Below are 23,313 nucleotides of genomic sequence, written 5' to 3' on the forward strand. Positions count from 1 at the left end.
GTTCAAGGAATTGCTATGTCGCCCTGGCTGACGGTTGTAGGCATCGGTGAAGACGGCTTCAAGGGCCTGGGCAGGAATGCCCGGCACGCCCTGTTGCGCGCTACGCGGATTATAGGCGGCCAACGCCAGTTGGACCTGTTGCCATTGTGTATCAGTGGCGAGCGCCAGGCGTGGCCGAGCCCGTTTTCCCTGGAGCCGGTGTTGTCACGGCGTGGGGAGCCTGTGTGCGTATTGGCCAGTGGTGATCCGATGTTCTATGGCGTCGGCGCCAGTCTGGCGCGCCAGATTGCGGCGGATGAGTTGCTGGTTCTACCGGCGCCGTCGTCGGTGTCCCTGGCGGCGGCGCGCTTGGGCTGGCCGTTGCAGGACGTGGTGACGGTGTCCGTGGTGGCCCGACCTTTCGCGGCAATCAACGCGCACCTGGCCAGCGGTGTGCGCTTGCTGGTGCTGAGCAATGATGGTGGCAGCCCTGCGTTGATTGCCGCGTTATTGACGCAGGCAGGGTTCGGGCCCAGCCGATTGACGGTGTTTGAACACTTGGGCGGCGCGAACGAGCGGCGCCTGGACGGCCTGGCCGCAGACTGGCATCACCTCGGCACTGCCGATCTGAACCTGGTCGCCATCGATTGCCTGGCCTCCAGCGAGACGCCGCCCTTGTCGCGCCTGGCAGGCCTGCCGGACTCGGCGTTCCAGCACGACGGCCAACTGACCAAGCGCGATGTGCGCGCCATGACCCTCGCCCGCCTCGCCCCGATGCCCGGCGAACTGCTGTGGGATGTGGGCGCGGGCAGCGGTTCCATCGGCATCGAATGGATGCGCACGCACCCCAGCTGCCGTGCCCTGGCGATCGAGCCCGACCCGGGCCGCCAAGGCCTGATCGAACACAATCGCGACGCCCTCGGCGTGCCGGGCCTGCACCTGATTCGCGGCAAAGCCCCGGACGCGTTGCACGGCCTGCCGGTACCCGACGCCATCTTCATCGGTGGCGGCGTCACCCGCGACGGCGTGCTCGACACCTGCTGGCAACACCTGCGCCCCGGTGGCCGTCTTGTCGCCAACGCCGTGACCCTGCAAAGCGAAATGACCTTGATGAACTGGCGCGCCGAGCACGGCGGCGAACTGACCCGCATCCACGTCGCCCAGGCGCAGCCACTGGGCGAGTTCGACACCTGGCGCCAGGCGTTGCCGATCACGCTGCTGGAAGTGATCAAGCCGCAATGAAAAGGATCCTGTTGCTGGGCGGCGTGACGGAAGCGCTGGCCATTGCCCGCACCCTGGGGCCGGAGCATATCTACAGTTTGGCCGGCGTGGGACGTGTGCCGACCGACCTGAGCTGCCAGGTTCGCGTCGGGGGCTATGGAGGCGCTGAAGGGTTGGCGCAGTTTGTTCGTGATGAACGCATCAGCCTGATCCTCGATGCCACCCATCCGTATGCAGCGCAGATCAGCCACAACGCGGCCCGGGCTGCACGGTTGTGCGCTGTGCCGTGCTGGGCATTGCGACGTCCGGCGTGGCAGCCGCAGGCCGGCGATGATTGGCGCGAAGTGTCTGACTGGGCTGAACTGATCCAAGGATTGAAGCCCTTCAAGCGCCCGCTGTTCACCTTGGGCCGCGAACCGTTGCAGCATCTCGATGAAATCCCCGCCGACCAGTTCTGGACGTTGCGCGCGCTGGACGTGTACCCGGGCAACGAGCGCTGTGAAGTGATCGGCGCACGCGGGCCGTTTCTGATCGAGGATGAGCGGGCGTTATTCGAACGACGCCGGATTGATGTGCTGATCAGCAAGAACAGCGGCAGCACCGCCACCGAACCGAAGCTGGAGGTGGCGCGGGAGTGTGGGGTGCCGGTGTTGGTGTTGAAGCGGCCGGTGTTGGCTCATGTAGACCGTGAACTCTTGTCGCCTGAAGAAACACTCATCGCGTTGGCAAATTTCATTCGATAAGTCAGGATCTCTCGCTTGCTTGATAAGTAACCTATTTGTTACCTTCAGGACGGCGAATGATCGAGATTGAAGAATACCGACGTGACAACCTGTCCAGCCCGTTCGATGAGTGGTTTTCATCCTTGAGTGTGCCGGCGGCAACCAGAGTTACGACCGCTCTGGTTCGACTTGAAATGGGCAACACCAGCAACATCAAGTGGTGCGACGGGTTCGGTGAATACCGCATCGATTGGGGGCCAGGCCTGCGAATCTATCTGATACAGGCAGGCCTACGATTAATCATCCTGTTCGGTGGCGGGGACAAGTCCAGTCAAAAGCGCGATATCAAAGTCGTTAAGTCGCTGATCAATGAGCATCAGCGTGACAAGAAATTGAAACAAAAGAGGTAACCAGCATGGCGTTAACCCGTAGCTACAAGCACACCATCGCTGAACGTGCCCAGCGCGACCCTGCATTTGCCCAAGCTCTTCTCGACGAGGCCGCTACGCTGTTTCTCAACGGTGAGCCGGAAGTTTCCCGCGTGATTCTGCGTGATTTGGTCAACGCCACGGTGGGTTTTGAAGGACTTGCGAAAGAAACTGCCAAACCGAGTAAAAGCCTGCACCGAATGCTCTCAGCCAGCGGTAATCCAAGCATGGATAACCTCGCCGCGATTTTTGCAGTGATCAGAAAAGCCTTAGGTGTCGACATGCAGGTGCACGGAGTTCCCGCTGCATAATTGGTACAACAACCAGCATCAGCGATGCTACAGGCAATGTGGGAGGGGGCTTGCCCCCGATAGCGGTGTGTCAGTCACTGATTTTCTGGCTGTTCCTCCGCACTCGGGAGCAAGCCCCCTCCCACAGTTGACCTGGGCAGCCTTGAAGTTCGGCACCCACTCAATTCCCCGTCTATCCTCAAATCCGACACTGCGACACCACACCACACCACGCGTTTTTACTTATCCCCCCCGATCAGGCTAAATACCCGCCTGATCGTTTAACCCTACGGATTATCCGCCATGGCCCGTCAACGCTTTGCAATTGCCTGGATCGCCTGCCTTGCAGTGCTGTTCAATGCGTTTGCCATGCCGCTGGCCAGTGCGATGAAGCAGACCGATGACCCGGTCAAGCGCCTGCTGTTGGGTGGGTTCTGTTCGTCCAATGGCGCCAGCCTGCAGGCCATTGCCCTGGGTCAGTTGGAAATCCCGGCAGCGCCGGACGATCACTCCGCCATGCAGCATTGCTGGTGTTGCTCGGGCTCGGCGCCGTGGGTGGCGTTGCCGGGGCATGTGCCGCAGTTGTATGTGACGCGCCAGCAAGCGCTGCAGAGCCTGCCGCCGCGCGTGTTGCGCAATCCCGCCCCGCGCCGGCAATGGCCGAGCCTCAATCCCCGCGCCTCTCCAACGGTCTGATCTTCTTCGCAAGTGAACTGCGTTTAGAACCGTTCCGGAGAACTGCCATGCTTAAATCTTCCCTGCTTCTGGCGGCGTTGCTGCTGCCGGTGTTCAGTGCTGCCAATGCCGAGGACTACAAGGCCGGTGACCTGTTGGTCAGCGACCCCTGGTCCCAGGAGTTGCCACCGAATGCGCCCACGGTCGCGGCGTACTTTGTGATTCATAACACCGGGACTGCCCCGGATCGCCTGCTTGGCGTTGAAACCAGCGTGGCCGAAAAAGCCGAGCTGCACGAGCATGTGATGCAGGGCGACCTGATGAAGATGCAGCAAGTGCCCAGCGTTGCCGTACCGGCCAAGGGCGAACTGACGTTCGCGCCGATGGCCTATCACGTGATGCTGCTGGGCCTCAAGGACCGCAGCCTGTTGGCCGATGGCAAGCAATTCCCACTGACCCTGACGTTTGAAAAAGCCGGCAAGGTCGAGGTGAACGTATCGGTTCAGAAGTCGCCACCGATGACCGCTCACGAGCATAAGCACGCCCAGTAGGCCTACCCCGATGGGCGCCCGCAGCGCCAGGTTGTCTCCACGCCGCGGCTTGATGCGCGGCAGTTGGGTCAGCCTGTTCGCCATGTTGATGATCTTTATCGGTCCGCTGATTTCCCAGGCGATGCCGATGGATCATCACGCAGGTATGTCCATGGACATGCCCGCGTGCCACGGCGAGCCCAAGCCGAGCAAAGCCCCCGACGAACATCATGTCCTCTGGGAAAAATGCGGCTATTGCAGCCTGCTGTTCAGTTGCCCTGCCCTGCCCGGCAGCGTCTCCTACATCACCCTCGGCACCCCGCCGCCCGCCAACGCGCTCATCCCCACCCCGCGCCTGGGCCATGCCCGGCAGAGCATCTTCCCCGGCGCGCGCAGTCGTGCGCCGCCCATCGCGTCGTAAGCCCTTCACCGCGCTACTTCACCCCGGCCGACTTCAAACAGACAGCCGCAGGCTGCTGGCCGTGTTGTTTACGACTGATTGATGGAATTTTTCATGTCCAGGTTTTCTGCTGACACCCGATTGGGCGCTGCCCCGGTTTTCGCCGTTCTGTGCGGCGCGCTGCTTGCGCCACACGCCCATGCTGACGAACACGAACTGAGCCCCACGGTCGTCACCGCGATCGCCCCCAGCTCGCCGCTTACCGTTGTCACCCACCCCAAGGATCCACGCCAGCCGGTGCCCGCCAGCGATGGCGGCGATTACCTCAAGACCATCCCCGGCTTCGCCCTGGTGCGCAACGGCGGCACCAACGGTGACCCGGTGTTGCGCGGCATGTTCGGCTCGCGCCTGAATATCCTTACCAACGGCGGCATGATGCTCGGCGCCTGCCCGGGCCGCATGGATGCGCCCACCTCGTATATCTCGCCGGAAACCTACGACAAACTCACCGTGATCAAAGGCCCGCAAACCGTGCTCTGGGGCCCCGGTGCGTCAGCCGGTACGATCCTGTTCGAGCGCGAGCCCGAGCAGTTCGGCGAGCTGGACACGCGGGTCAATGCCAGTGTGCTGGCCGGCTCCAACGGGCGTTTCGACAAGGTCATCGATGCCGCTGCCGGAGGGCCGTTGGGCTATGTGCGGGTGATCGGCAACCAGGCCCATGCCGACGACTACAAGGACGGCAACAACGACCGCGTCGCCTCGCGTTATGACAAGTGGAATGGCGACGTGGCCGTCGGTTTCACCCCCGACGCCGATACCCTGCTGGAACTCACCGCCGGCCGTGGCGATGGCGAAGCGCGCTATGCCGGGCGCGGCATGGACGGCTCGCAGTTCCTGCGCGAAAGCCTCGGCCTGCGTTTCGAAAAGTCCAATATCGGCGAGGTGCTGGACAAGGTCGAGGCCCAGGTCTACTACAACTACGCCGACCACGTCATGGACAACTACAGCCTGCGCTTCCCCTCGGGCACCGGCATGATGGCCGGGCCCATGGCCTCCAACGTCGACCGGCGCACCCTCGGTGGGCGGATCAAGGCGACCTGGCGCTGGGCCGATGTGCAACTGATGGGCGGCCTGGACGCGCAGACCAACGAACACCGCGCGCGCAGCAGCATGGGCATCGACACCTACAAGGACCTGCCGCGCAGCAAGGACGCCGACTTTCACAACTACGGCGTGTTCGGTGAACTGACCTGGTACGCCGCCGACACTGACCGCCTGATCACCGGCGCCCGCCTGGACCGTGCCTCGGCCAGGGATTTTCGCCAACGCAACGGCTCGGCAATGATGAGCCGTGCCAACCCCACCGCCGACGCCACCCGCGCAGACACCTTGCCCTCGGGCTTCGTGCGCTTTGAGCATGACCTTGCGGACACGCCCACTACCGTTTATGCGGGCCTGGGTCACGCAGAACGGTTCCCGGACTACTGGGAACTGTTCTCCCCCAACACCGGCGCGGCCGGCTCGGTGAATGCCTTCGACGGCGTTAAGCCGGAGAAGACCACCCAGCTGGATGTTGGCGCGCAGTACAAAACCGCCAACCTTGACGCCTGGGCCTCGGCTTATGTCGGCCAGGTGCGCGACTTCATCCTGTTCGACTACCGGCCCGGCATGATGGGCACCACTTCCCAGGCACGCAATGTCGACGCACGCATCATGGGCGGTGAACTGGGCGCGGCGTACAAGCTGACCACTCACTGGAAAGCCGACGCGAGCCTCGCCTACGCCTGGGGCAAGAACAGCAGCGACGGCAACGCCCTGCCGCAGATGCCGCCGCTGGATGCGCGCCTGGGCCTGACCTACAGCCAGGACGATTGGAGTGCCGGCGCGTTGTGGCGGGTGGTCGCGGCGCAGAACCGCATCGACCCGAACAAGGGCAACGTGGTCGGCAAGGACTACGACACAAGCGGCGGTTTTGGCGTGTTCTCGCTCAACGCCGCGTACCGCATCAATAAGCACTTCAAGGTCAGCAGCGGGGTCGACAACCTGTTTGGCAAGGCATACGCCGAGCATTTGAACCTGGCGGGGAATGCCGGGTTCGGTTACCCGGCAAGCGACCCGCAGGCCATCAAGGAACCGGGGCGTACGCTCTGGACCAAGGTGGATATGAGCTTCTAACAGCATCGGGGGCAAGCCCCCTCCCACACTTGACCGGGTTCCCAAATCCAACTATGTGAACCCAATCCAATGTGGGAGGGGGCTTGCCCCCGATAGCGGTGTAACCGACACAAAAAATCAAAAGCCTTGCGGAGCCCTGATGAGCACTCAACAAAAAGTTTCCTTCTATAACCTGGCCTGGCGCTGGCACTTCTACGCCGGCCTCTTCGTCGCCCCCTTCATGGTGCTGCTGGCCCTGACCGGCATCATCTACCTGTTCAAACCCCAGCTCGACCCGTTGCTGTACGGCCACCTGCTCAGCGTTCCCGCCGCCGAACACGCGCTGAGCGCCGACGAGCAGTTGCAACGCGCCAGAGCCGCCTACCCCCAGGCGGCGATCAGCAAGTACCTGCCGCCCGTCGATGCCACCAGCAGCGCGCAGTTCGTGATGCAACACGATGGCCGCGAAGTGACGGTATTCGTCGACCCGTATCGCGGCACCGTCCTGGGTGAGCAGGACGCCAAATACAACCTGCAAGCCATCGCCCGCGCCCTGCACGGCGAGTTGATGATCGGCACCACCGGCGATCGCCTGATAGAGCTCGCCGCCGGCTGGGGCGTAATGCTCGTGGTGTCCGGCCTGTACCTGTGGTGGCCGCGCGGCAAGTCATCGGCCGGCGTATTGTGGCCCCGACTCAACAGCCGTGGCCGCGTGTTCTGGCGCGACCTGCACGCCGTCGCCGGTTTCTGGGGCGCAGTGTTTTTGCTGGTGATGCTGCTCAGCGGCATGACCTGGACGGGCTTCTGGGGCAAGCAATACGCCGCCCTGTGGAACACTTTTCCGGCGGCGATGTGGAACAGCGTGCCGCAGTCCGACCAGCAGGCACGCGTGCTCAACACGGCCACCCAACAGACCGTGCCCTGGGCCCTGGAAAACACGCCGATGCCGATGTCCGGCGACCACGCCGAACACATGAACCACGGCGCCATGCATGCAGGCCCCGCCGCGCCGACCGTGCGCCTGCAACAGGTGGTCGACCTGGCCAATGCGCGCAAGGTCGAGCCCGGCTACAGCATCACCTTCCCCACCACCGCCACGGGGGTATTCACCGTCGCGGTGTTCGCCAACGACCCGCGCAATGACGCAACCCTGCATGTGGACCAGTACACCGGCAAGGTCCTGGCCGATGTGCGTTGGGAGCATTACAACCTGGTCGCACGCGCCACCGAGACCGGCGTGATGTTGCACGAAGGCAAGATGTTCGGCTGGATCAATCAACTGATCGTGCTGGTGATCTGCCTGATGATCCTGCTCAGCGCGGTGAGTGGCGTGGTGATCTGGTGGAAGCGTCGACCGCAGGGCAGACTGGGTGTGCCGCCGCTGCGTCATGACGTGCCGAAGTGGAAAACCGCGATGGTGATCATGCTCGGGCTGGCGATCATTTTCCCGTTGGTGGGCGCATCGTTGATCCTGGTGTGGGCGCTGGATCGCCTGGTGCTGTCACGCTTTTTTGCCCAAGGTGAATCTGCCTCAGGTTAAGCATGAAACAGGCGAGATGCCCGACGCTGCGGGCTTGTGTAGCCTTGCGCGACTGTTGTCGCGCAGCCAATAAGTGTTAACTTATAACACTTTCTGCGTTATCGTTGCTCGCCGCGCCCTGCGGCGAGCCCCCCCTTCAAGAAGCGATTGAATCGACCGATGAACAACTCCCTAGCGTGCGGCCTGTGCCTGCTCGCCCTGCATACCAACGCCCAGGCCATGACCCTGCCCGAGAGCGCCATCACGGCACCGGCAGTCGATAACGAACGCGTGGAGCTCAATACGCCGACTACCGCCGGTTCGCGCCTGAACCTGACGGCGCTGCAAACCCCCGGCAGCGTAGAAAGCCAGACCGGCGCGCAGATCCGAGCACGTGGCGACGCCAGCGTGCAGGACGCCATCTCCCGCGCCACCGGCATCACCCGCACCGGCACCCCGGGCGACGGTGGCACCTCGCTGCAGGCCCGTGGCTTTACCGGCCAAAGCTCGGTGATGCAACTGTACGACGGTAACCGCATGTACACCGGCATGGGCACCTCGACCTTCCCGGTGGACACCTGGGCGGTGGAACGGGTGGACGTGCTGCGTGGCCCGGCCTCGGTGCTGTACGGCGAAGGCGCTACCGGCGCGGTGGTCAATACGGTCCCGAAAAAGCCTTTCACGGGCGCGATCGAAAACCGCATCCGCCTCGGCTACGGTTCCTACGACCGCCAGCAACAAGCCCTGGACAGTGGCGGCTCACTGACCGATACCCTGAGCTACCGCCTGAACCTCAACCGCCTGCGCAGCAACGGTTTCATCGACCGTGGCGACGCCAGCAGCGACTTCATCAGCGGTGCTCTGCGCTGGCAGGCGGCCGACAACCTGAGCTTCACCCTGGCCAGTGACTACGGCGACCAGCGCCCACAAAACTACTTCGGCACGCCCCTGATCAACGGCCAGTTGCACAAGGGCCTGCGCGACAAGAACTACAACGTCAGCAACGACACCCAGCACTACAACGACCAGTGGACACGCCTGACCAGCGAGTGGCAGTTGAGCGATAACGTCAGCGCCACCAACGAGCTGTACTACCTGAAAAACCAGCGTCGCTGGCAGAACGCCGAGAACTACAACTTCACCAACGGCCAACTGACCCGCAGCGGCAACTTCGGGATCAAGCACGATCAGGAACAGGTGGGCGACCGCCAGACCTTCACCTTCAAGCACACCCTGTTCGGCCTCGACAGCCAGACCGTGGCGGGCGTGGAATACAACCGCATTCGCTTCCGCCTGGCGAGCAACACGCCGTTTAATGACGTGGCGCAAACCGGCCAACCCGTCGACCTGTATCACCCGGCGCCTGCGCCATTTGCCAGCCAGGACCCGTTCAAGCCGGTGTTCGCCACCACCACCAGGACGGTGGCCGGCTTCGCGGAAAACCGCCTGCAACTCACGGATAAACTCGCGCTGGTCACCGGCATCCGCCGCGACTACGCGCACATCGACCGCGACGATCTGCGCACCGGTGGCCAATCCGACAAAACCCTCACCGGCAATAACTGGAAAGCCGGACTGGTCTACGCGATCACCCCGCAGACTTCGGTCTACGGCCAGTACGCCACCAGCACCGACGGCGTCGGCGGGCTGATTTCCCTGAGCCCGAGCCAGCAGCAGTTCGACCTGTCCAGCGCCAGGCAGACCGAGGTCGGTATCAAGCAAGCATTCTGGGACGCACGGGGTGAATGGACCCTGGCGGCCTACCACATCGTCAAGGATAAGCTGCTGACGGACGTGCCGGGCGTCCCGGGGTTCAAACAGCAAGTCGGCCAACAATCTTCCAACGGCCTGGAGGCCAGCCTCGACCTGCAACTGCCTCACGCCTGGCAGTTGCAAGCCAACGCCGCCATCGTGCGAGCGCAGTATGACGACTTCAAACAGGACGTCGGCGGCGTGCAGGTGTCGCGCGACGGCAACCGCCCAGTGGACGTGCCGCGCCGCACCGCCAACCTGTGGCTGAGCAAGGCCGTGACCGACAACGTGCGTGCCGGTGCCGGTGTGCGTTATGTCGATGCACGGTATGCCGACATGGCCAACCAGAACGAGGTGCCGAGCTACACCGTGGTCGATGCGACGCTGTCGTGGAACGCCATGCGCAACACCACACTGGGCCTGCAACTCAACAACCTGTTCGATCGCACTTATGCAGTCAGCCAGTACAACGATGGGCAACAGTGGATTCTCGGTGTACCTCGTTCCATGTTCATTACTGCCGACTACACCTTTTAATGACCTCGCTCACCCTCACCGACCTGGCTTGGACTCCACCCGGCCACGACCACTGCCTTCACCGGTTCCAACTGCGTGACGCCGGCCTGCAGGTCGCTGCCGGGGAGTTTGTCGGCCTGATCGGGCCTAACGGCAGCGGCAAGACCAGCCTGCTGCGCTGTGCCTATCGATTCACCCGGCCGGAGCGCGGCGAGGTAATGCTTGAGCACCAGAACGTCTGGAAGCAAAGCGCCAAGTGGTGTGCGCAACGCATCGCGGTGGTGCTGCAGGAATTCCCCGACGCGTTCGGCTTGCGCGTGGATGAAGTGGTCGCCATGGGCCGCACGCCTCACAAGGGGTTGTTCGACAGCGACACCCAGCACGACCAGCAACTGATCCGCAACGCACTGCAGTCGGTGGGGATGCAGGGTTTCGCAGACCACGCCTTCGCCACCCTCTCGGGCGGTGAAAAACAGCGCGTCATCCTGGCTCGCGCCCTGGCCCAGCAACCGCAACTGCTGATCCTCGATGAGCCGACCAACCACCTCGACCCGCGCTATCAGCTGGAGCTGTTAAGGCTGGTCAAGCAGTTGAACATCGGCACCCTGGCGAGCATCCACGACCTGAACCTGGCCGCCGCGTTCTGTGATCGCCTGTACGTGATCCATCACGGGCGCATCGTCGCCAGCGGCACGCCCCATGAAGTGCTGACCGCCGCGTTGCTGCGCGACGTGTTTGGCGTCCAAGCCCTGATCGACACCCATCCCTTGTCCGGCTACCCCCGTATCACCTGGATAACCCAACCATGATCCTGCGCGCCCTGCTGTCTCTCGCCCTGATGTTCGCCACTGCCCAAGCGCTCGCCGAAGCCACCCACTACCCGCTGACCATCAAGAGCTGCAACCGCGACGTGACCTTCCAGCAAGCCCCGCAACACGCGGTCAGCCACGACATCAACATGACCCAGATGATGCTCGCCCTGGGCCTCAAGCCACACATGGCCGGCTACAGCGGCGTGACGGGCTGGAAGTCAGTGCCGCCGGACATGGCCGCGATCCTCGACGGCCTGCCGGAGCTGGCGAGCAAGTACCCATCAGTGGAAACCTTGCTCAATGCCAACGTGGATTTCTTCTTCGCCGGTTGGGACTACGGCATGCGCGTGGGCGGCGACCTCACGCCGCACACCCTGCAGCCCTTGGGTATCAACGTGTATGAGCTGACCGAGTCGTGTGCGTTCGTGATGAAGCGCCCCGCTGCCACACTGGAAGACACCTATAACGACCTGCGCAACCTGGGCAAGATTTTCGACGTGCAAGACCGTGCCAACGCGCTGATCGCCCAGATGCAGGCGCAGGTGACCGAGGTACAAAAAGACCTGCCCGCCGACAAGCCACGGGTGTTTCTTTACGACAGCGGCGAAGACCGCGCCATGACGTCAGGACGCCTGGGCATGCCACACGCGTTAATCGACGCCGCTGGCGGGCGCAATATCCTCGACGACGTCGACGCCAGCTGGACCCGGGTCAACTGGGAAACCGTGGTGGAGCGCAACCCGCAGGTGATCGTGATCGTCGACTACAGCGAAATCACGGCCAAGCAGAAAGAGCAATTCCTGCTCGATAACCCGGCCCTGCAATCGGTGGACGCCATCAGGAACCAGCGCTTTATCGTGATCCCGTACGTGCAGGCCACGCCGGGTATCGACAACGTGCTGGCGGTGCAAGCCCTGGCCAAAGGGTTCCACGGCGAATGATCGACCGTCGCTACGCCTTGCTGCTGAGTGCCCTGGGCGCGTTTTTGCTGATCTCCTGCGTGATCTCGCTGGGGTTCGGTTCGGCGCGGGTGCCGGTGGACGTGGTGTGGCGGATCCTGCTGCACAAGACGTGCGGCATCGGTGAAGTGGATTGGAGTGCGGGCCAGGAACATATCGTCTGGCTGATCCGCGTGCCGCGCATGCTGCTCGGCGCCTTGGTGGGCGCCGGGCTGGCGTTGATCGGCGCGGTGTTGCAGGCCGTGACGCGTAACCCGTTGGCCGACCCACATTTGCTCGGCGTGACGTCCGGCGCCACCCTCGGCGCGGTGATCGTGGTGCTGCATGTGGGCGAAGTCATCGGCCTGCTGACCCTGCCCATTGCGGCCTTCATCGGCGCGCTGCTGAGCATGCTGGTGGTGCTCGCCGTGGCCAGTCGCAATGGCCGCCTGGAAAGTGATCGCCTGCTGCTGTGCGGCGTGGCGGTGTCCTTCGTGATGATGGCGGTGGCCAACCTGCTGCTGTTCATGGGCGACCACCGCGCCGCCTCAGCGGTGATGTTCTGGATGCTCGGCGGCCTGGGCCTGGCGCGCTGGGAACTGCTGGCGATTCCCGCCGCCACGGTGGTGCTTGGGTTGGCCCTGCTGTCGGGCATGGCGCGCCCGCTCAATGCCCTGATGGCCGGCGAACAGACCGCCGTGACTCTGGGCCTGAACGCACGCAACGTGCGGCTCAAGGTGTTTTTGATCGCGTCGCTGATGACCGGCGTGCTGGTGTCGATCAGCGGCTCCATCGGCTTCGTCGGCCTGATGGTGCCGCACATCGCCCGGCGTCTGGTAGGCGCCGAGCACCGGCGCTTGCTGTCGGTGTGCGTGCTGCTGGGCAGTGTGTTCCTGGTGTGGGTGGATGTTGCGGCACGCACCCTGATCGCCCCCGAAGACCTGCCGATTGGCGTAGCAACGGCGGCCATCGGCGGGCTGTTTTTTATCGGCTTGATGCGCAGGCGCTGAGCGCGCCCCGTTGTAGCGCACCGCCACGCACCGACACTTGCGCCTGCCATTTCCTGGTGCGTCACGCCTGCAAAAGCGTGGGCAAACCAGGCATTTCATGGGGTTTGGCGACTCGGCACAGCGCTTGCAATCCCCTGCTCAACTTGTCCCTCACACCCTTGTTGAGTTCACGGAGATCGCACTATGAAGCGTCGCAGTTTGATCAAGGCATTCACCCTGTCGGCATCCATTGCGGCCATGGGCTTGACCTGGACCGTCCAGGCCGCCGAGACCATCAAGGTCGGCATCCTGCACTCGTTGTCCGGGACCATGGCGATCTCCGAAACCTCACTTAAAGACATGGCGCTGATGACCATCGACGAGATCAACGCCAAGGGCGGTGTGAACGGCAAGATGCTCGAACCGGTGGTGGTGGACCCGGCGTCCAACTGGCCGCTGTTCGCGGAAAAAGGCCGGCAGTTGCTGACCCAGGACAAGGTCGCCGTGGTGTTCGGCTGCTGGACCTCGGTGTCGCGCAAATCGGTATTGCCGGTGTTCGAAGAACTCAATGGCTTGCTGTTCTACCCGGTGCAATACGAAGGCGAGGAAATGTCGCCGAACGTGTTCTATACCGGTGCGGCGCCGAACCAGCAGGCGATCCCGGCGGTGGAATACCTGATGAGCGAAGAAGGCGGCAGCGCCAAGCGTTTCTTCCTGCTCGGCACCGACTACGTGTACCCGCGCACCACCAACAAGATCCTGCGCTCGTTCCTGCATGCCAAAGGCGTGGCGGACAAGGATATCGAAGAGGTCTACACCCCGTTCGGCCACAGCGATTACCAGACCATCGTCGCCAACATCAAGAAGTTCTCCGCCGGCGGCAAGACCGCAGTGATTTCCACCGTGAATGGCGACTCCAATGTGCCGTTCTACAAGGAACTGGCCAACCAGGGCCTGAAGGCGACCGATGTACCGGTGGTGGCATTCTCGGTGGGTGAAGAAGAACTGCGCGGCATCGACACCAAGCCGCTGGTGGGCAACCTCGCGGCGTGGAACTACTTCCAGTCGGTGGAGAACCCGGTGAACCAGAAATTCGTCGCCGACTGGAAAGCCTACGCCAAGAAACACAACCTGCCGGGCGCGGACAAAGCCGTGACCAACGACCCGATGGAAGCCACCTACGTGGGCATCCATATGTGGGCCCAGGCGGCGGAGAAAGCCAAGTCCACCGACGTCGACAAAGTGCGTGAAGCCCTGGCCGGCCAGACCTTCGCCGCGCCGTCGGGCTTCACCCTGACCATGGACAAGACCAACCACCACCTGCACAAGCCGGTGATGATCGGCGAGATCCAGGCCGACGGGCAGTTCTCGGTGGTGTGGCAGACCGAAGCGCCGATCCGCGCCCAGCCGTGGAGCCCGTACATTCCTGGCAATGACAAGAAGCCGGACTATGCGGTGAAGAGCAACTGAAGCCCACCACAGGTCAAAAATGTGGGAGGGGGCTTGCCCCCGATAGCGGAGTGTCAGACCTATATTCATCAACTGACACACTGCCATAGGGGGCAAGCCCCCTCCCACACTGTCCCCGCATGATCAGGACATTTTTGTATGCCCACTGCCCTCCACCGTTTCATCCTCGCCGTGCTGCTGTTGCTGCCTTTGGCCGCACACGCCAGCGACGCCGACGACTTCCTTGCCGCCAACCCGGTGCAGCAAGCCAAACTCCTCCATGCGTGGGCCGCCAACCCCGATCCTGCGCGCATCGAGCTGGTGGACGCCCTTGCGCAAGGCCAGCTCACGCTCAACGGCGAAACCAAAACCCTGCGCCTGAACAACCGTCTGCGCGGCCTGATCGACAATGTACAAGCCAGCCAGCAATTGCTCGCCGCCGACCCCAAGGTGCGCTTGAGTGCTGCGCGTACCCTGCAAAAAAGCGCAGTGCCTGCGCAACTGAAATTCCTCGACCAGCAGGTCGCCGCCGAAACCGATGAGGAGGTGCACAGCGCCCTCAGCCTGGCCCTGGCCAACCTGCAACTGGTCGACACCGACCCGGTGGTGCGCCTGGCCGCGGTGCGCTTGCTCGGCAGCACCGGCGACCCGCTGGCCCGCACGCGCCTGGAAGCCTTGCTCGCGCCCGGCGTCGAAACCGATGCCGCCGTGCACACCGCCGCCGAAACCAGCCTGGCCCAGGTCAAACGCAAATTGATGTTCGGTGAGATCCTCGGCCAGGCCTTCAGCGGTATGTCGCTGGGCTCGATTCTATTGCTCGCGGCCCTGGGCCTGGCGATCACCTTCGGCCTGCTTGGCGTGATCAATATGGCCCACGGCGAGATGCTGATGCTCGGCGCCTATTCCACCTACGTGGTGCAGTTGCTGATGCAGCGCTACGTGCCCCAGGCCATCGAGTTCTACCCGCTGATCGCCCTGCCGGTGGCGTTCTTCGTCACCGCCGCCATCGGCATGGCGCTGGAGCGCACGGTGATTCGTCATCTGTATGGCCGGCCATTGGAAACCCTGCTCGCCACCTGGGGCATCAGCCTGATGCTGATTCAGTTGGTGCGCCTGGTGTTCGGTGCGCAGAACGTTGAAGTGTCCAACCCACAATGGTTGTCCGGCGGCATTCAAGTGCTGCCCAACCTGGTGCTGCCGTACAACCGTCTCGCGATCATTGCGTTCGCCCTGTTCGTGGTGGTGTTGACCTGGCTGCTGCTTAACAAGACGCGCCTGGGCCTCAACGTGCGCGCCGTCACCCAGAACCGCAACATGGCCGCCTGCTGCGGCGTGCCCACCGGACGGGTGGACATGCTTGCCTTCGGCCTCGGCTCCGGCATCGCGGGCCTGGGCGGCGTGGCGCTGAGCCAGGTCGGCAACGTCGGCCCGGACCTGGGCCAGAGCTACATCATCGACTCGTTCCTGGTGGTGGTGTTGGGCGGTGTCGGCCAGTTGGCCGGCAGCGTGACGGCGGCCTTTGGCCTGGGGATCGCCAACAAGATCCTGGAGCCGCAGATCGGTGCGGTGCTCGGCAAGATTTTGATCCTTGCGCTGATCATTCTGTTTATCCAGAAACGCCCGCAGGGACTCTTCGCACTGAAAGGACGGGTGATCGACTGATGAATCAGCCATTGATGCTAACGGCCACGCAAAAGGCCGGCCCCAAGGTGACGATTGCAGTGGGCGCGGTGATCCTGTTGCTGCTGCTGGCTCTGCCCTTGGGTTCGCTGCTGTCGCCGGAAAACCCGCTGCATGTGTCGGCCTATACCCTGACCCTGGTCGGCAAGATTCTCTGCTATGCCATCGTCGCACTGGCGCTGGACCTGGTGTGGGGTTACGCCGGCATGTTGTCCCTCGGCCACGGCCTGTTCTTCGCCCTCGGTGGTTATGCCATGGGCATGTACCTGATGCGCCAGGCATCGGGCGATGAGTTGCCGGCGTTCATGACGTTTCTGTCGTGGACCGAATTGCCCTGGTACTGGGTGGGCACCCAACACTTCTGGTGGGCGCTGTGCCTGGTGGTCCTGGCGCCGGGTTTGCTGGCCCTGGTGTTCGGCTTCTTCGCTTTCCGCTCACGGATCAAGGGCGTGTATTTCTCGATCATGACCCAGGCCCTGACCTTTGCCGGGATGCTGTTGTTCTTTCGCAATGAAACCGGGTTTGGCGGCAACAACGGCTTTACCAATTTCCGCAGCATCCTCGGCTTTGGCATCACTGAACCCGGCACGCGGGCAGTGTTGTTCGTGGCCACGGTACTGCTGCTGGTGGCCAGCCTGTACATCGGCTTGCGCCTGGCCCGCAGCAAATTCGGCCGCGTGCTCACCGCACTGCGTGACGCGGAAAACCGCCTGATGTTCTGCGGCTATGACCCGCGTGGCTTCAAGCTGTTCGTGTGGGTGCTGAGCGCGGTGCTGTGCGGTTTGGCGGGCGCGCTGTATGTGCCGCAGGTGGGCATCATCAACCCCGGCGAAATGTCGCCGACCAACTCCATCGAGGCCGCCGTGTGGGTAGCGCTGGGCGGGCGTGGCACGTTGATCGGCCCACTGCTCGGCGCGGGCGTGGTGAACGGCATGAAGAGCTGGTTCACCGTGGCCTTTCCCGAATACTGGCTGTTCTTCCTCGGGGCGCTGTTCATCATCGTCACGCTGTACCTGCCCAAGGGCGTCATCGGCCTGCTGAAGAAATGAGGAACGTCATGCTTGAACCTATTTTCGATGCGGGCAGCGGCCGTGATGCGATCGGTATCGGCCAGGCGGCCGGCAAGGGCCTGAATACGCGCCACGGCACCATCCTGACCCTGGAAGACATCAGCGTCAGCTTCGACGGTTTCAAGGCGCTCAACGACCTCAACCTCTACATCGGCGTCGGTGAACTGCGCTGTATCATCGGTCCCAACGGCGCGGGCAAGACCACGCTGATGGACGTGATCACCGGCAAGACCCGGCCCAGCCACGGCAACGCCTGGTTCGGCGAAACCCTGGACTTGACCGGCATGAGCGAGGTGCAGATCGCCCAGGCCGGCATCGGTCGCAAGTTCCAGAAGCCGACCGTGTTCGAGGCGTTGAGCGTGTTCGAAAACCTGGAGCTGGCGCAGAAGACCGACAAGTCGGTATGGGCCAGCCTGCGCGCACGCCTGAGTGGCGAGCAGAAAGACCGCATCGATGAAGTGCTCGACACCATCCGCCTCACCGCCTCGGTGCATCGGCCCGGCGGCTTGCTGTCCCACGGCCAGAAGCAGTTCCTCGAAATCGGCATGCTGCTGATGCAGGACCCGCAACTGTTGCTGCTGGATGAACCGGTGGCGGGCATGACCGACGCCGAAACCGAATTCACCGCCGAACTGTTCAAGCGCCTGGCCGGCAAGCATTCGTTGATGGTGGTGGAGCACGACATGGGCTTTGTCGGCTCGATTGCCGACCACGTCACCGTGTTGCACCAGGGCAGCGTATTGGCCGAAGGGTCGCTGGAACAGGTGCAGGAAAATGAGCGAGTGATCGAGGTTTACCTCGGTCGCTAAGGTGGTTTTCCTGTAGGAGCGAGCTTGCTCGCGAAGATCGTCAACGATAGCGCGGGCATTCTGAATGCACGCGGTGCCCTCAGGTTTTTCGCGAGCAAGCTCGCTCCTACAGGGGATTGAGGAGGTTTTTGGATGCTGCAAGTCGACAAGCTGCACCAGTATTACGGCGGTAGCCACATCCTGCGCGGGCTGTCGTTTGATGTGAAGATCGGCGAAGTCACCTGCCTGCTCGGGCGCAACGGCGTGGGCAAGACCACCCTGCTCAAGTGCCTGATGGGCCTGCTGCCGGCCAAGGAAGGCGCGGTGAATTGGGAGGGCAAAACCATCACCGGTTTCAAGCCGCATCAGCGTGTGCATGCCGGGATCGCTTATGTGCCGCAAGGGCGCGAGATTTTCGCGCGCCTGACCGTGGAAGAAAACCTGCTGATGGGCCTTTCGCGCTTCCCAGGCGCGCAAGCCAGGGAAGTGCCTGCGTTCATCTACGAACTGTTTCCGGTACTGCTGCAAATGAAGCATCGACGCGGCGGCGACTTGTCCGGTGGTCAGCAGCAGCAGTTGGCGATCGGCCGCGCCCTGGCCAGCCGTCCGCGCCTGTTGATCCTCGACGAACCCACCGAAGGTATCCAGCCGTCAGTGATCAAGGAAATCGGCGCCGTCATCAAGCAACTCGCCGCCCGTGGTGATATGGCGATCCTGCTGGTGGAGCAGTTCTATGATTTTGCCGCCGAACTGGCCGACCAGTACCTGGTGATGTCTCGCGGCGAAATCGTGCAGCAGGGCCGTGGTGAAAATATGGAAAGCGAGGGTGTACGCGGTCTCGTAACCATCTAATCTGTAGCCTCCTGACGATAAGCACTCAGCCATGAACCTGCCCGTTTCCCCTGCCCTGTTCACCCCCAGCTGGCACGCCGAGCTGGAACTGGGCTATGCGCGTTTCGGCGACACCACGCGCCCGGTCATGCGCCGTCACCTTGGCCCGCTGCGGGTGCAAAAGCACCTGTACGCCGAAGGCCCCGAGGTGTGCCAGCACATCATCGTGCACCCGCCCGGCGGGATTGCCGGTGGTGATCGCCTGGACATCAGCGCCCACGTCGGCACCGATGCCTGGGCGCAGTTGACCAGCCCCGGCGCAGCCAAGTGGTACCGCGCCGGCGGCCCGGCCTTCCAGCACGTCGAGTTGACCGTCGAGGCCGGCGCGACGCTGGAATGGCTGCCCCAGGAAACCATCGTGTTCAGCGCGGCCCAGGCCGAGCTCACCACGTGCATCGACCTGCAAGGCGATGCGCGGCTGTTCTACTGGGATGTGGTCGCCCTCGGACGCCCGGCCAGTGACGAGCGCTTCGACCTCGGGCACTTTCAATCGCACCTGGATATCCGCCGCGACGGCCAGTTGCTCTGGCATGAGCGCCAGCGCATTGTGGGCGCCGATGGCTTGCTGGATTCGCCCATCGGGTTGGACGGGCAACCGGTGTTCGCCACGTTGCTGGTGACCGGTGAGATCGATCCCCAATTGCTCGAACAATGCCGCTCACTGCCACACGCGGTGCGCGGCGACTTGACCCAATTGCCCGGGTTGCTGGTAGCGCGTTGTTTGGCCAGTGAAGCGCTGCTGGCGCGGGGGTGGTTGATTGATTTATGGCGGTTGTTGCGCCCGGCCGTACTCGGCAGGGAAGCGGTATCACCCAGAATCTGGAGCACATGAAGATGCGCCCTTTTGTAGGAGCGAGCTTGCTCGCGAAGATCGTTAACGATAACGCGGGCATCCTGAAGGCACGCGGCGTCCTCAGGTTTTTCGCGAGCAAGCTCGCTCCTACAGGAGTTAGCGCTCGCCTTTTTAATTGCCTGACTACGGACTGAACCATGGACCTGACCCCACGGGAAAAAGACAAGCTGCTGATCTTCACCGCAGGCCTGGTCGCCGAACGGCGACTGGCGCGCGGTGTGAAGCTCAACTACCCGGAAACCATCGCCTATATCTCCGCCGCCCTGATGGAAGGCGCCCGCGATGGCCGCACCGTGGCCGACCTGATGCACTACGGCACCACCCTGCTCAGCCGCGAACAGGTGATGGAAGGCATCCCGGAAATGATCCCGGATATCCAGGTGGAGGCCACCTTCCCGGACGGCACCAAGCTGGTCACCGTTCATCAACCCATTGCGTAAGGTGCAGCGATGATTCGTGATGCAACCGAACACGACCTGCCGGCGATCCGCGCCATCTACAACGACGCGGTGCTCAACACCACGGCGATCTGGAACGAGCAACCGGTGGACCTGGCCAACCGTCAGGCCTGGTTCAACGCACGCCAGGCGCAGCAGTACCCGATCCTGGTGGCGGTGGAAAACGATGAAGTCACCGGCTACGCCTCGTTCGGCGACTGGCGCCCCTTCGAGGGCTTTCGCTACAGCGTCGAACACTCGGTGTACGTGCGCAATGACCAGCGCGGCAAAGGCCTCGGCCCGCAGTTGATGCTGGCCCTGATCGAGCGCGCCCGCAGCTGCGGCAAGCACGTCATGGTCGCGGCCATTGAAAGCGGCAACCAGGCCTCGATCCGCCTGCATGAACGCCTGGGTTTCATCACCACCGGGCAGATGCCCCAAGTGGGTATCAAGTTCGGCCGCTGGCTGGACCTGACCTTTATGCAACTGACGCTGAATCCGGGCGCCAAACCGCCCAAGGAGTGAGATCGATGAGCGCTGCACACCTGCGTCGCGTCAATGCGGAAAGTTTTGCCCATTACCGCCTGGGCTTGATCGAGCTGTTGCTGGACGCAGTGCAGCATGGCGCATCGGTGGGCTTTATGGCCGACTTCGATGAGACCCAGGCCCGCGAGTACCTGAACGGCGTGCAAGCCGGTATCGAAGACGCCAGCCTGCTGCTGTGGGTAGTGGTGCGCGAAGAACAAGTGGTCGCCAGCGTGCAATTGGCGCTGTGCCAGAAAGCAAACGGCCTGAACCGCGCCGAGGTGCAAAAGTTGCTGGTGCACAGCAGTGCCCGCCGCCATGGCCTGGGCCAGCAATTGATGAACACCCTGGAACTCGCCGCCCGCCAGCACAAGCGCGGCCTGCTGTACCTGGACACCGAGGCCGGCTCCGGTGCCGAGGCCTTCTACCGGTCCCTGCACTACACCAAAGTCGGCGAACTGCCCGACTACTGCCAAAGCCCGGACGGGCGCTACAGCCCGACCGCCATCTACTTCAAGACCCTGGGGCAACCTGCATGATTCCTGGTGAATATCAGATCCAGCCTGGCGAGATCGAACTGAATGTCGGGCGCCGCACCGTCACCTTGAGCGTGGCCAACAGCGGCGACCGGCCGATCCAGGTGGGTTCGCATTACCATTTTTTCGAAACCAATGACGCGCTGGCGTTTGACCGCGCTGCAAGCCGCGGCATGCGCCTGAATATTCCGGCGGGTACGGCGGTGCGGTTCGAGCCGGGACAGAGTCGTGAGGTCGAGCTGGTGGATTTAAGCGGCGGGCGGCGGGTATTCGGGTTTGCCGGGCGGATCATGGGCGACCTTTAGGGCCTCATCGGGGGCAAGCCCCCTCCCACATTTGGAGCTGTGAATACCTTCAAAGGTGGGAGGGGGCTTGCCCCCGATAGCGACTTCACATTCAACACATATTCTTCAGGGCACACACATGAAAATCACCCGCCAAGCCTACGCCGACATGTACGGCCCCACCGTCGGTGACAAGGTGCGCCTGGCCGACACCGAGCTGTTCGTCGAAGTGGAACGGGACTTCACCGTCTACGGCGAAGAGGTCAAATTCGGCGGCGGCAAGGTCATCCGCGACGGCCAGGGCCAGAGCCAGTTGCTCGCCCATGAGGTGGTGGACACCCTGATTACCAACGCGCTGATTATCGACCACTGGGGCATCGTCAAGGCTGATGTCGGCCTCAAGAACGGCCGTATCCATGCGATCGGCAAAGCCGGCAACCCGGATATCCAGCCCGGCGTGACCATGGCCATCGGCGCCAGTACCGAAGTGATCGCGGGCGAAGGCATGATCCTCACCGCCGGCGGCATCGACTCCCATGTGCATTTCATCTGCCCGCAGCAGATCGAAGAAGCGCTGACCAGCGGCGTCACCACCATGATCGGCGGCGGCACCGGGCCGGCCACCGGCACCAATGCCACCACCTGTACCTCGGGGCCATGGCACCTGGCGCGCATGCTGCAAGCCAGCGATTCGTTCCCGATGAACATCGGTTTTACCGGCAAGGGCAACGCCAGTCTGCCCGAGCCGCTGATCGAACAGGTCAAGGCCGGGGCCATTGGTTTGAAGCTGCATGAAGACTGGGGCACCACGCCCGCCAGCATCGACAACTGCCTGAGCGTGGCCGATGAATACGACGTGCAGGTGGCGATCCACAGCGACACACTGAACGAGTCCGGCTTCGTTGAAACCACATTGGCCGCACTCAAGGGCCGCACCATTCACACCTACCACACCGAAGGCGCCGGTGGCGGCCATGCGCCGGACATCATCAAGGCCTGCGGCTTTGCAAACGTACTGCCCAGCTCCACCAATCCGACCCGTCCGTTCACGCGCAATACCATCGACGAACACCTGGACATGCTGATGGTCTGCCATCACCTCGATCCGAGCATCGCCGAGGACGTGGCCTTCGCCGAAAGCCGTATCCGCCGCGAGACCATCGCCGCCGAAGACATCCTGCATGATCTGGGCGCGTTCTCGATGATCAGTTCCGACAGCCAGGCCATGGGCCGCGTCGGTGAGGTCATCACGCGCACCTGGCAGACCGCCGACAAGATGAAAAAACAGCGCGGTGCCCTGCCCGGCGACGGCCCCGGCAACGACAACTTCCGCGCCAAGCGCTACATCGCCAAATACACCATCAACCCGGCGATCACCCACGGTATCAGCCATATCGTCGGGTCCATCGAAGTGGGCAAATGGGCGGACCTGGTGCTCTGGCGCCCGGCGTTTTTCGGCATCAAGCCGACCCTGATCCTCAAGGGTGGCGCGATTGCCTCAAGCCTGATGGGCGACGCCAACGCCTCGATCCCTACGCCGCAACCCGTACACTACCGGCCCATGTTCGCCAGCTTCGGCAGCTCGCTGCACGCCACCAGCCTGACCTTTATCAGCCAGGCGGCGCAGGACGCCGGAGTGCCCGAGGCTCTGGGGTTGAAGAAGCAGATCGCCGTGGTCAAGGGCTGCCGCGATGTGCAGAAAACCGACCTGATCCACAACGACTACTTGCCCCACATCGACGTTGACCCACAGACCTACCAGGTCAAGGCCGACGGCGTGTTGCTGTGGTGCGAGCCCGCCGAGGTATTGCCCATGGCGCAGCGTTACTTCCTGTTTTAACGGCTTTTTGATCCACAGCAGGCCGGTGCCCGCCA

The 23,313-nt window shown here is 63.0% G+C and carries 24 protein-coding genes; all 24 read left to right on the plus strand.

All coding sequences use genetic code 11. From position 1 onward, the window contains the following. Window positions 1-15: 15 nt before the first annotated feature. Window positions 16-1,221, plus strand: a complete 1,206-nt coding sequence (locus BFQ00_RS22190) for a bifunctional cobalt-precorrin-7 (C(5))-methyltransferase/cobalt-precorrin-6B (C(15))-methyltransferase (RefSeq protein WP_065934770.1) — start codon at window positions 16-18, stop codon at window positions 1,219-1,221. Then, window positions 1,218-1,943 (plus strand): cobalt-precorrin-6A reductase, encoded by a 726-nt coding sequence (locus BFQ00_RS22195; protein ID WP_065934771.1) that lies wholly within the window; start codon window positions 1,218-1,220, stop codon window positions 1,941-1,943. Before BFQ00_RS22190 ends, BFQ00_RS22195 begins: the two co-directional genes overlap by 4 nt. A gap of 56 nt (window positions 1,944-1,999) precedes the next feature. Beyond that, on the plus strand, window positions 2,000-2,332 hold the full coding sequence (locus BFQ00_RS22200; protein ID WP_065934772.1) for a type II toxin-antitoxin system RelE/ParE family toxin: 333 nt from the start codon (window positions 2,000-2,002) through the stop codon (window positions 2,330-2,332). Between the two features lie 5 nt (window positions 2,333-2,337). Beyond that, window positions 2,338-2,661: a helix-turn-helix domain-containing transcriptional regulator gene (locus BFQ00_RS22205; RefSeq protein WP_065883425.1), complete on the plus strand. Its 324-nt coding sequence runs from the start codon at window positions 2,338-2,340 to the stop codon at window positions 2,659-2,661. A gap of 282 nt (window positions 2,662-2,943) precedes the next feature. Continuing rightward, entirely contained in the window at window positions 2,944-3,336 is a 393-nt protein-coding gene (locus BFQ00_RS22210) for a DUF2946 domain-containing protein (RefSeq protein ID WP_065934773.1), read from the plus strand. Between the two features lie 47 nt (window positions 3,337-3,383). After that, window positions 3,384-3,866, plus strand: a complete 483-nt coding sequence (locus BFQ00_RS22215) for a copper chaperone PCu(A)C (protein ID WP_065895732.1) — start codon at window positions 3,384-3,386, stop codon at window positions 3,864-3,866. A gap of 52 nt (window positions 3,867-3,918) precedes the next feature. Further along, window positions 3,919-4,266 (plus strand): DUF2946 domain-containing protein, encoded by a 348-nt coding sequence (locus BFQ00_RS22220; RefSeq protein ID WP_083227421.1) that lies wholly within the window; start codon window positions 3,919-3,921, stop codon window positions 4,264-4,266. Between the two features lie 93 nt (window positions 4,267-4,359). Further along, window positions 4,360-6,420 carry a TonB-dependent copper receptor gene (locus tag BFQ00_RS22225; RefSeq protein WP_065934775.1) on the plus strand — a complete coding sequence of 687 codons (2,061 nt, stop codon included), beginning with the start codon at window positions 4,360-4,362 and terminating at the stop codon, window positions 6,418-6,420. A 139-nt stretch (window positions 6,421-6,559) separates the two neighbouring features. Continuing rightward, entirely contained in the window at window positions 6,560-7,939 is a 1,380-nt protein-coding gene (locus tag BFQ00_RS22230; RefSeq protein WP_065934776.1) for a PepSY-associated TM helix domain-containing protein, read from the plus strand. Between the two features lie 159 nt (window positions 7,940-8,098). Next, the gene (locus BFQ00_RS22235; RefSeq protein WP_065934777.1) at window positions 8,099-10,207 is read left to right on the plus strand and encodes a TonB-dependent receptor; all 2,109 of its coding nucleotides are present in this window, start codon (window positions 8,099-8,101) and stop codon (window positions 10,205-10,207) included. Then, window positions 10,207-10,995, plus strand: coding sequence for an ABC transporter ATP-binding protein (locus BFQ00_RS22240; protein WP_065883412.1), 789 nt, complete (start codon window positions 10,207-10,209; stop codon window positions 10,993-10,995). Before BFQ00_RS22235 ends, BFQ00_RS22240 begins: the two co-directional genes overlap by 1 nt. Continuing rightward, window positions 10,992-11,939 carry an ABC transporter substrate-binding protein gene (locus BFQ00_RS22245; RefSeq protein ID WP_065934778.1) on the plus strand — a complete coding sequence of 316 codons (948 nt, stop codon included), beginning with the start codon at window positions 10,992-10,994 and terminating at the stop codon, window positions 11,937-11,939. The genes BFQ00_RS22240 and BFQ00_RS22245 overlap by 4 nt, the downstream gene beginning before the upstream one ends. Next, a complete protein-coding gene (locus BFQ00_RS22250) occupies window positions 11,936-12,946 on the plus strand; it encodes a FecCD family ABC transporter permease (protein ID WP_065934779.1) in 1,011 nt (336 codons plus the stop codon). Before BFQ00_RS22245 ends, BFQ00_RS22250 begins: the two co-directional genes overlap by 4 nt. Before the next feature lie 183 nt (window positions 12,947-13,129). Continuing rightward, entirely contained in the window at window positions 13,130-14,395 is a 1,266-nt protein-coding gene (urtA, locus tag BFQ00_RS22255) for an urea ABC transporter substrate-binding protein (protein WP_065894564.1), read from the plus strand. Window positions 14,396-14,533: 138 nt separating this feature from the next. After that, the gene (gene urtB / locus BFQ00_RS22260) at window positions 14,534-16,036 is read left to right on the plus strand and encodes an urea ABC transporter permease subunit UrtB (RefSeq protein WP_065934780.1); all 1,503 of its coding nucleotides are present in this window, start codon (window positions 14,534-14,536) and stop codon (window positions 16,034-16,036) included. Continuing rightward, the gene (urtC, locus tag BFQ00_RS22265) at window positions 16,036-17,103 is read left to right on the plus strand and encodes an urea ABC transporter permease subunit UrtC (RefSeq protein WP_065896750.1); all 1,068 of its coding nucleotides are present in this window, start codon (window positions 16,036-16,038) and stop codon (window positions 17,101-17,103) included. The genes urtB and urtC overlap by 1 nt, the downstream gene beginning before the upstream one ends. Then, a complete protein-coding gene (urtD, locus tag BFQ00_RS22270; RefSeq protein WP_170827582.1) occupies window positions 17,100-17,933 on the plus strand; it encodes an urea ABC transporter ATP-binding protein UrtD in 834 nt (277 codons plus the stop codon). Before urtC ends, urtD begins: the two co-directional genes overlap by 4 nt. A 132-nt stretch (window positions 17,934-18,065) precedes the next feature. Continuing rightward, window positions 18,066-18,764 (plus strand): urea ABC transporter ATP-binding subunit UrtE, encoded by a 699-nt coding sequence (gene urtE, locus BFQ00_RS22275; RefSeq protein WP_065934782.1) that lies wholly within the window; start codon window positions 18,066-18,068, stop codon window positions 18,762-18,764. A gap of 31 nt (window positions 18,765-18,795) precedes the next feature. Continuing rightward, on the plus strand, window positions 18,796-19,635 hold the full coding sequence (locus BFQ00_RS22280) for an urease accessory protein UreD (RefSeq protein WP_065934783.1): 840 nt from the start codon (window positions 18,796-18,798) through the stop codon (window positions 19,633-19,635). Between the two features lie 158 nt (window positions 19,636-19,793). Next, on the plus strand, window positions 19,794-20,096 hold the full coding sequence (gene ureA, locus BFQ00_RS22285) for an urease subunit gamma (RefSeq protein ID WP_003171437.1): 303 nt from the start codon (window positions 19,794-19,796) through the stop codon (window positions 20,094-20,096). A gap of 9 nt (window positions 20,097-20,105) precedes the next feature. Further along, complete coding sequence (locus BFQ00_RS22290) at window positions 20,106-20,618, plus strand: GNAT family N-acetyltransferase (RefSeq protein ID WP_065934784.1); 513 nt, start codon at window positions 20,106-20,108, stop codon at window positions 20,616-20,618. Between the two features lie 5 nt (window positions 20,619-20,623). After that, window positions 20,624-21,157, plus strand: coding sequence for a GNAT family N-acetyltransferase (locus BFQ00_RS22295; RefSeq protein WP_065883393.1), 534 nt, complete (start codon window positions 20,624-20,626; stop codon window positions 21,155-21,157). Further along, a complete protein-coding gene (locus BFQ00_RS22300) occupies window positions 21,154-21,459 on the plus strand; it encodes an urease subunit beta (protein WP_065883391.1) in 306 nt (101 codons plus the stop codon). The genes BFQ00_RS22295 and BFQ00_RS22300 overlap by 4 nt, the downstream gene beginning before the upstream one ends. 118 nt (window positions 21,460-21,577) lie before the next feature. Next, the gene (gene ureC / locus BFQ00_RS22305; RefSeq protein ID WP_065934785.1) at window positions 21,578-23,278 is read left to right on the plus strand and encodes an urease subunit alpha; all 1,701 of its coding nucleotides are present in this window, start codon (window positions 21,578-21,580) and stop codon (window positions 23,276-23,278) included. Window positions 23,279-23,313 lie beyond the last annotated feature (35 nt).

The organism is Pseudomonas sp. 28 E 9 (assembly GCF_900004785.1).
Taxonomy (GTDB): domain Bacteria; phylum Pseudomonadota; class Gammaproteobacteria; order Pseudomonadales; family Pseudomonadaceae; genus Aquipseudomonas; species Aquipseudomonas orientalis_A.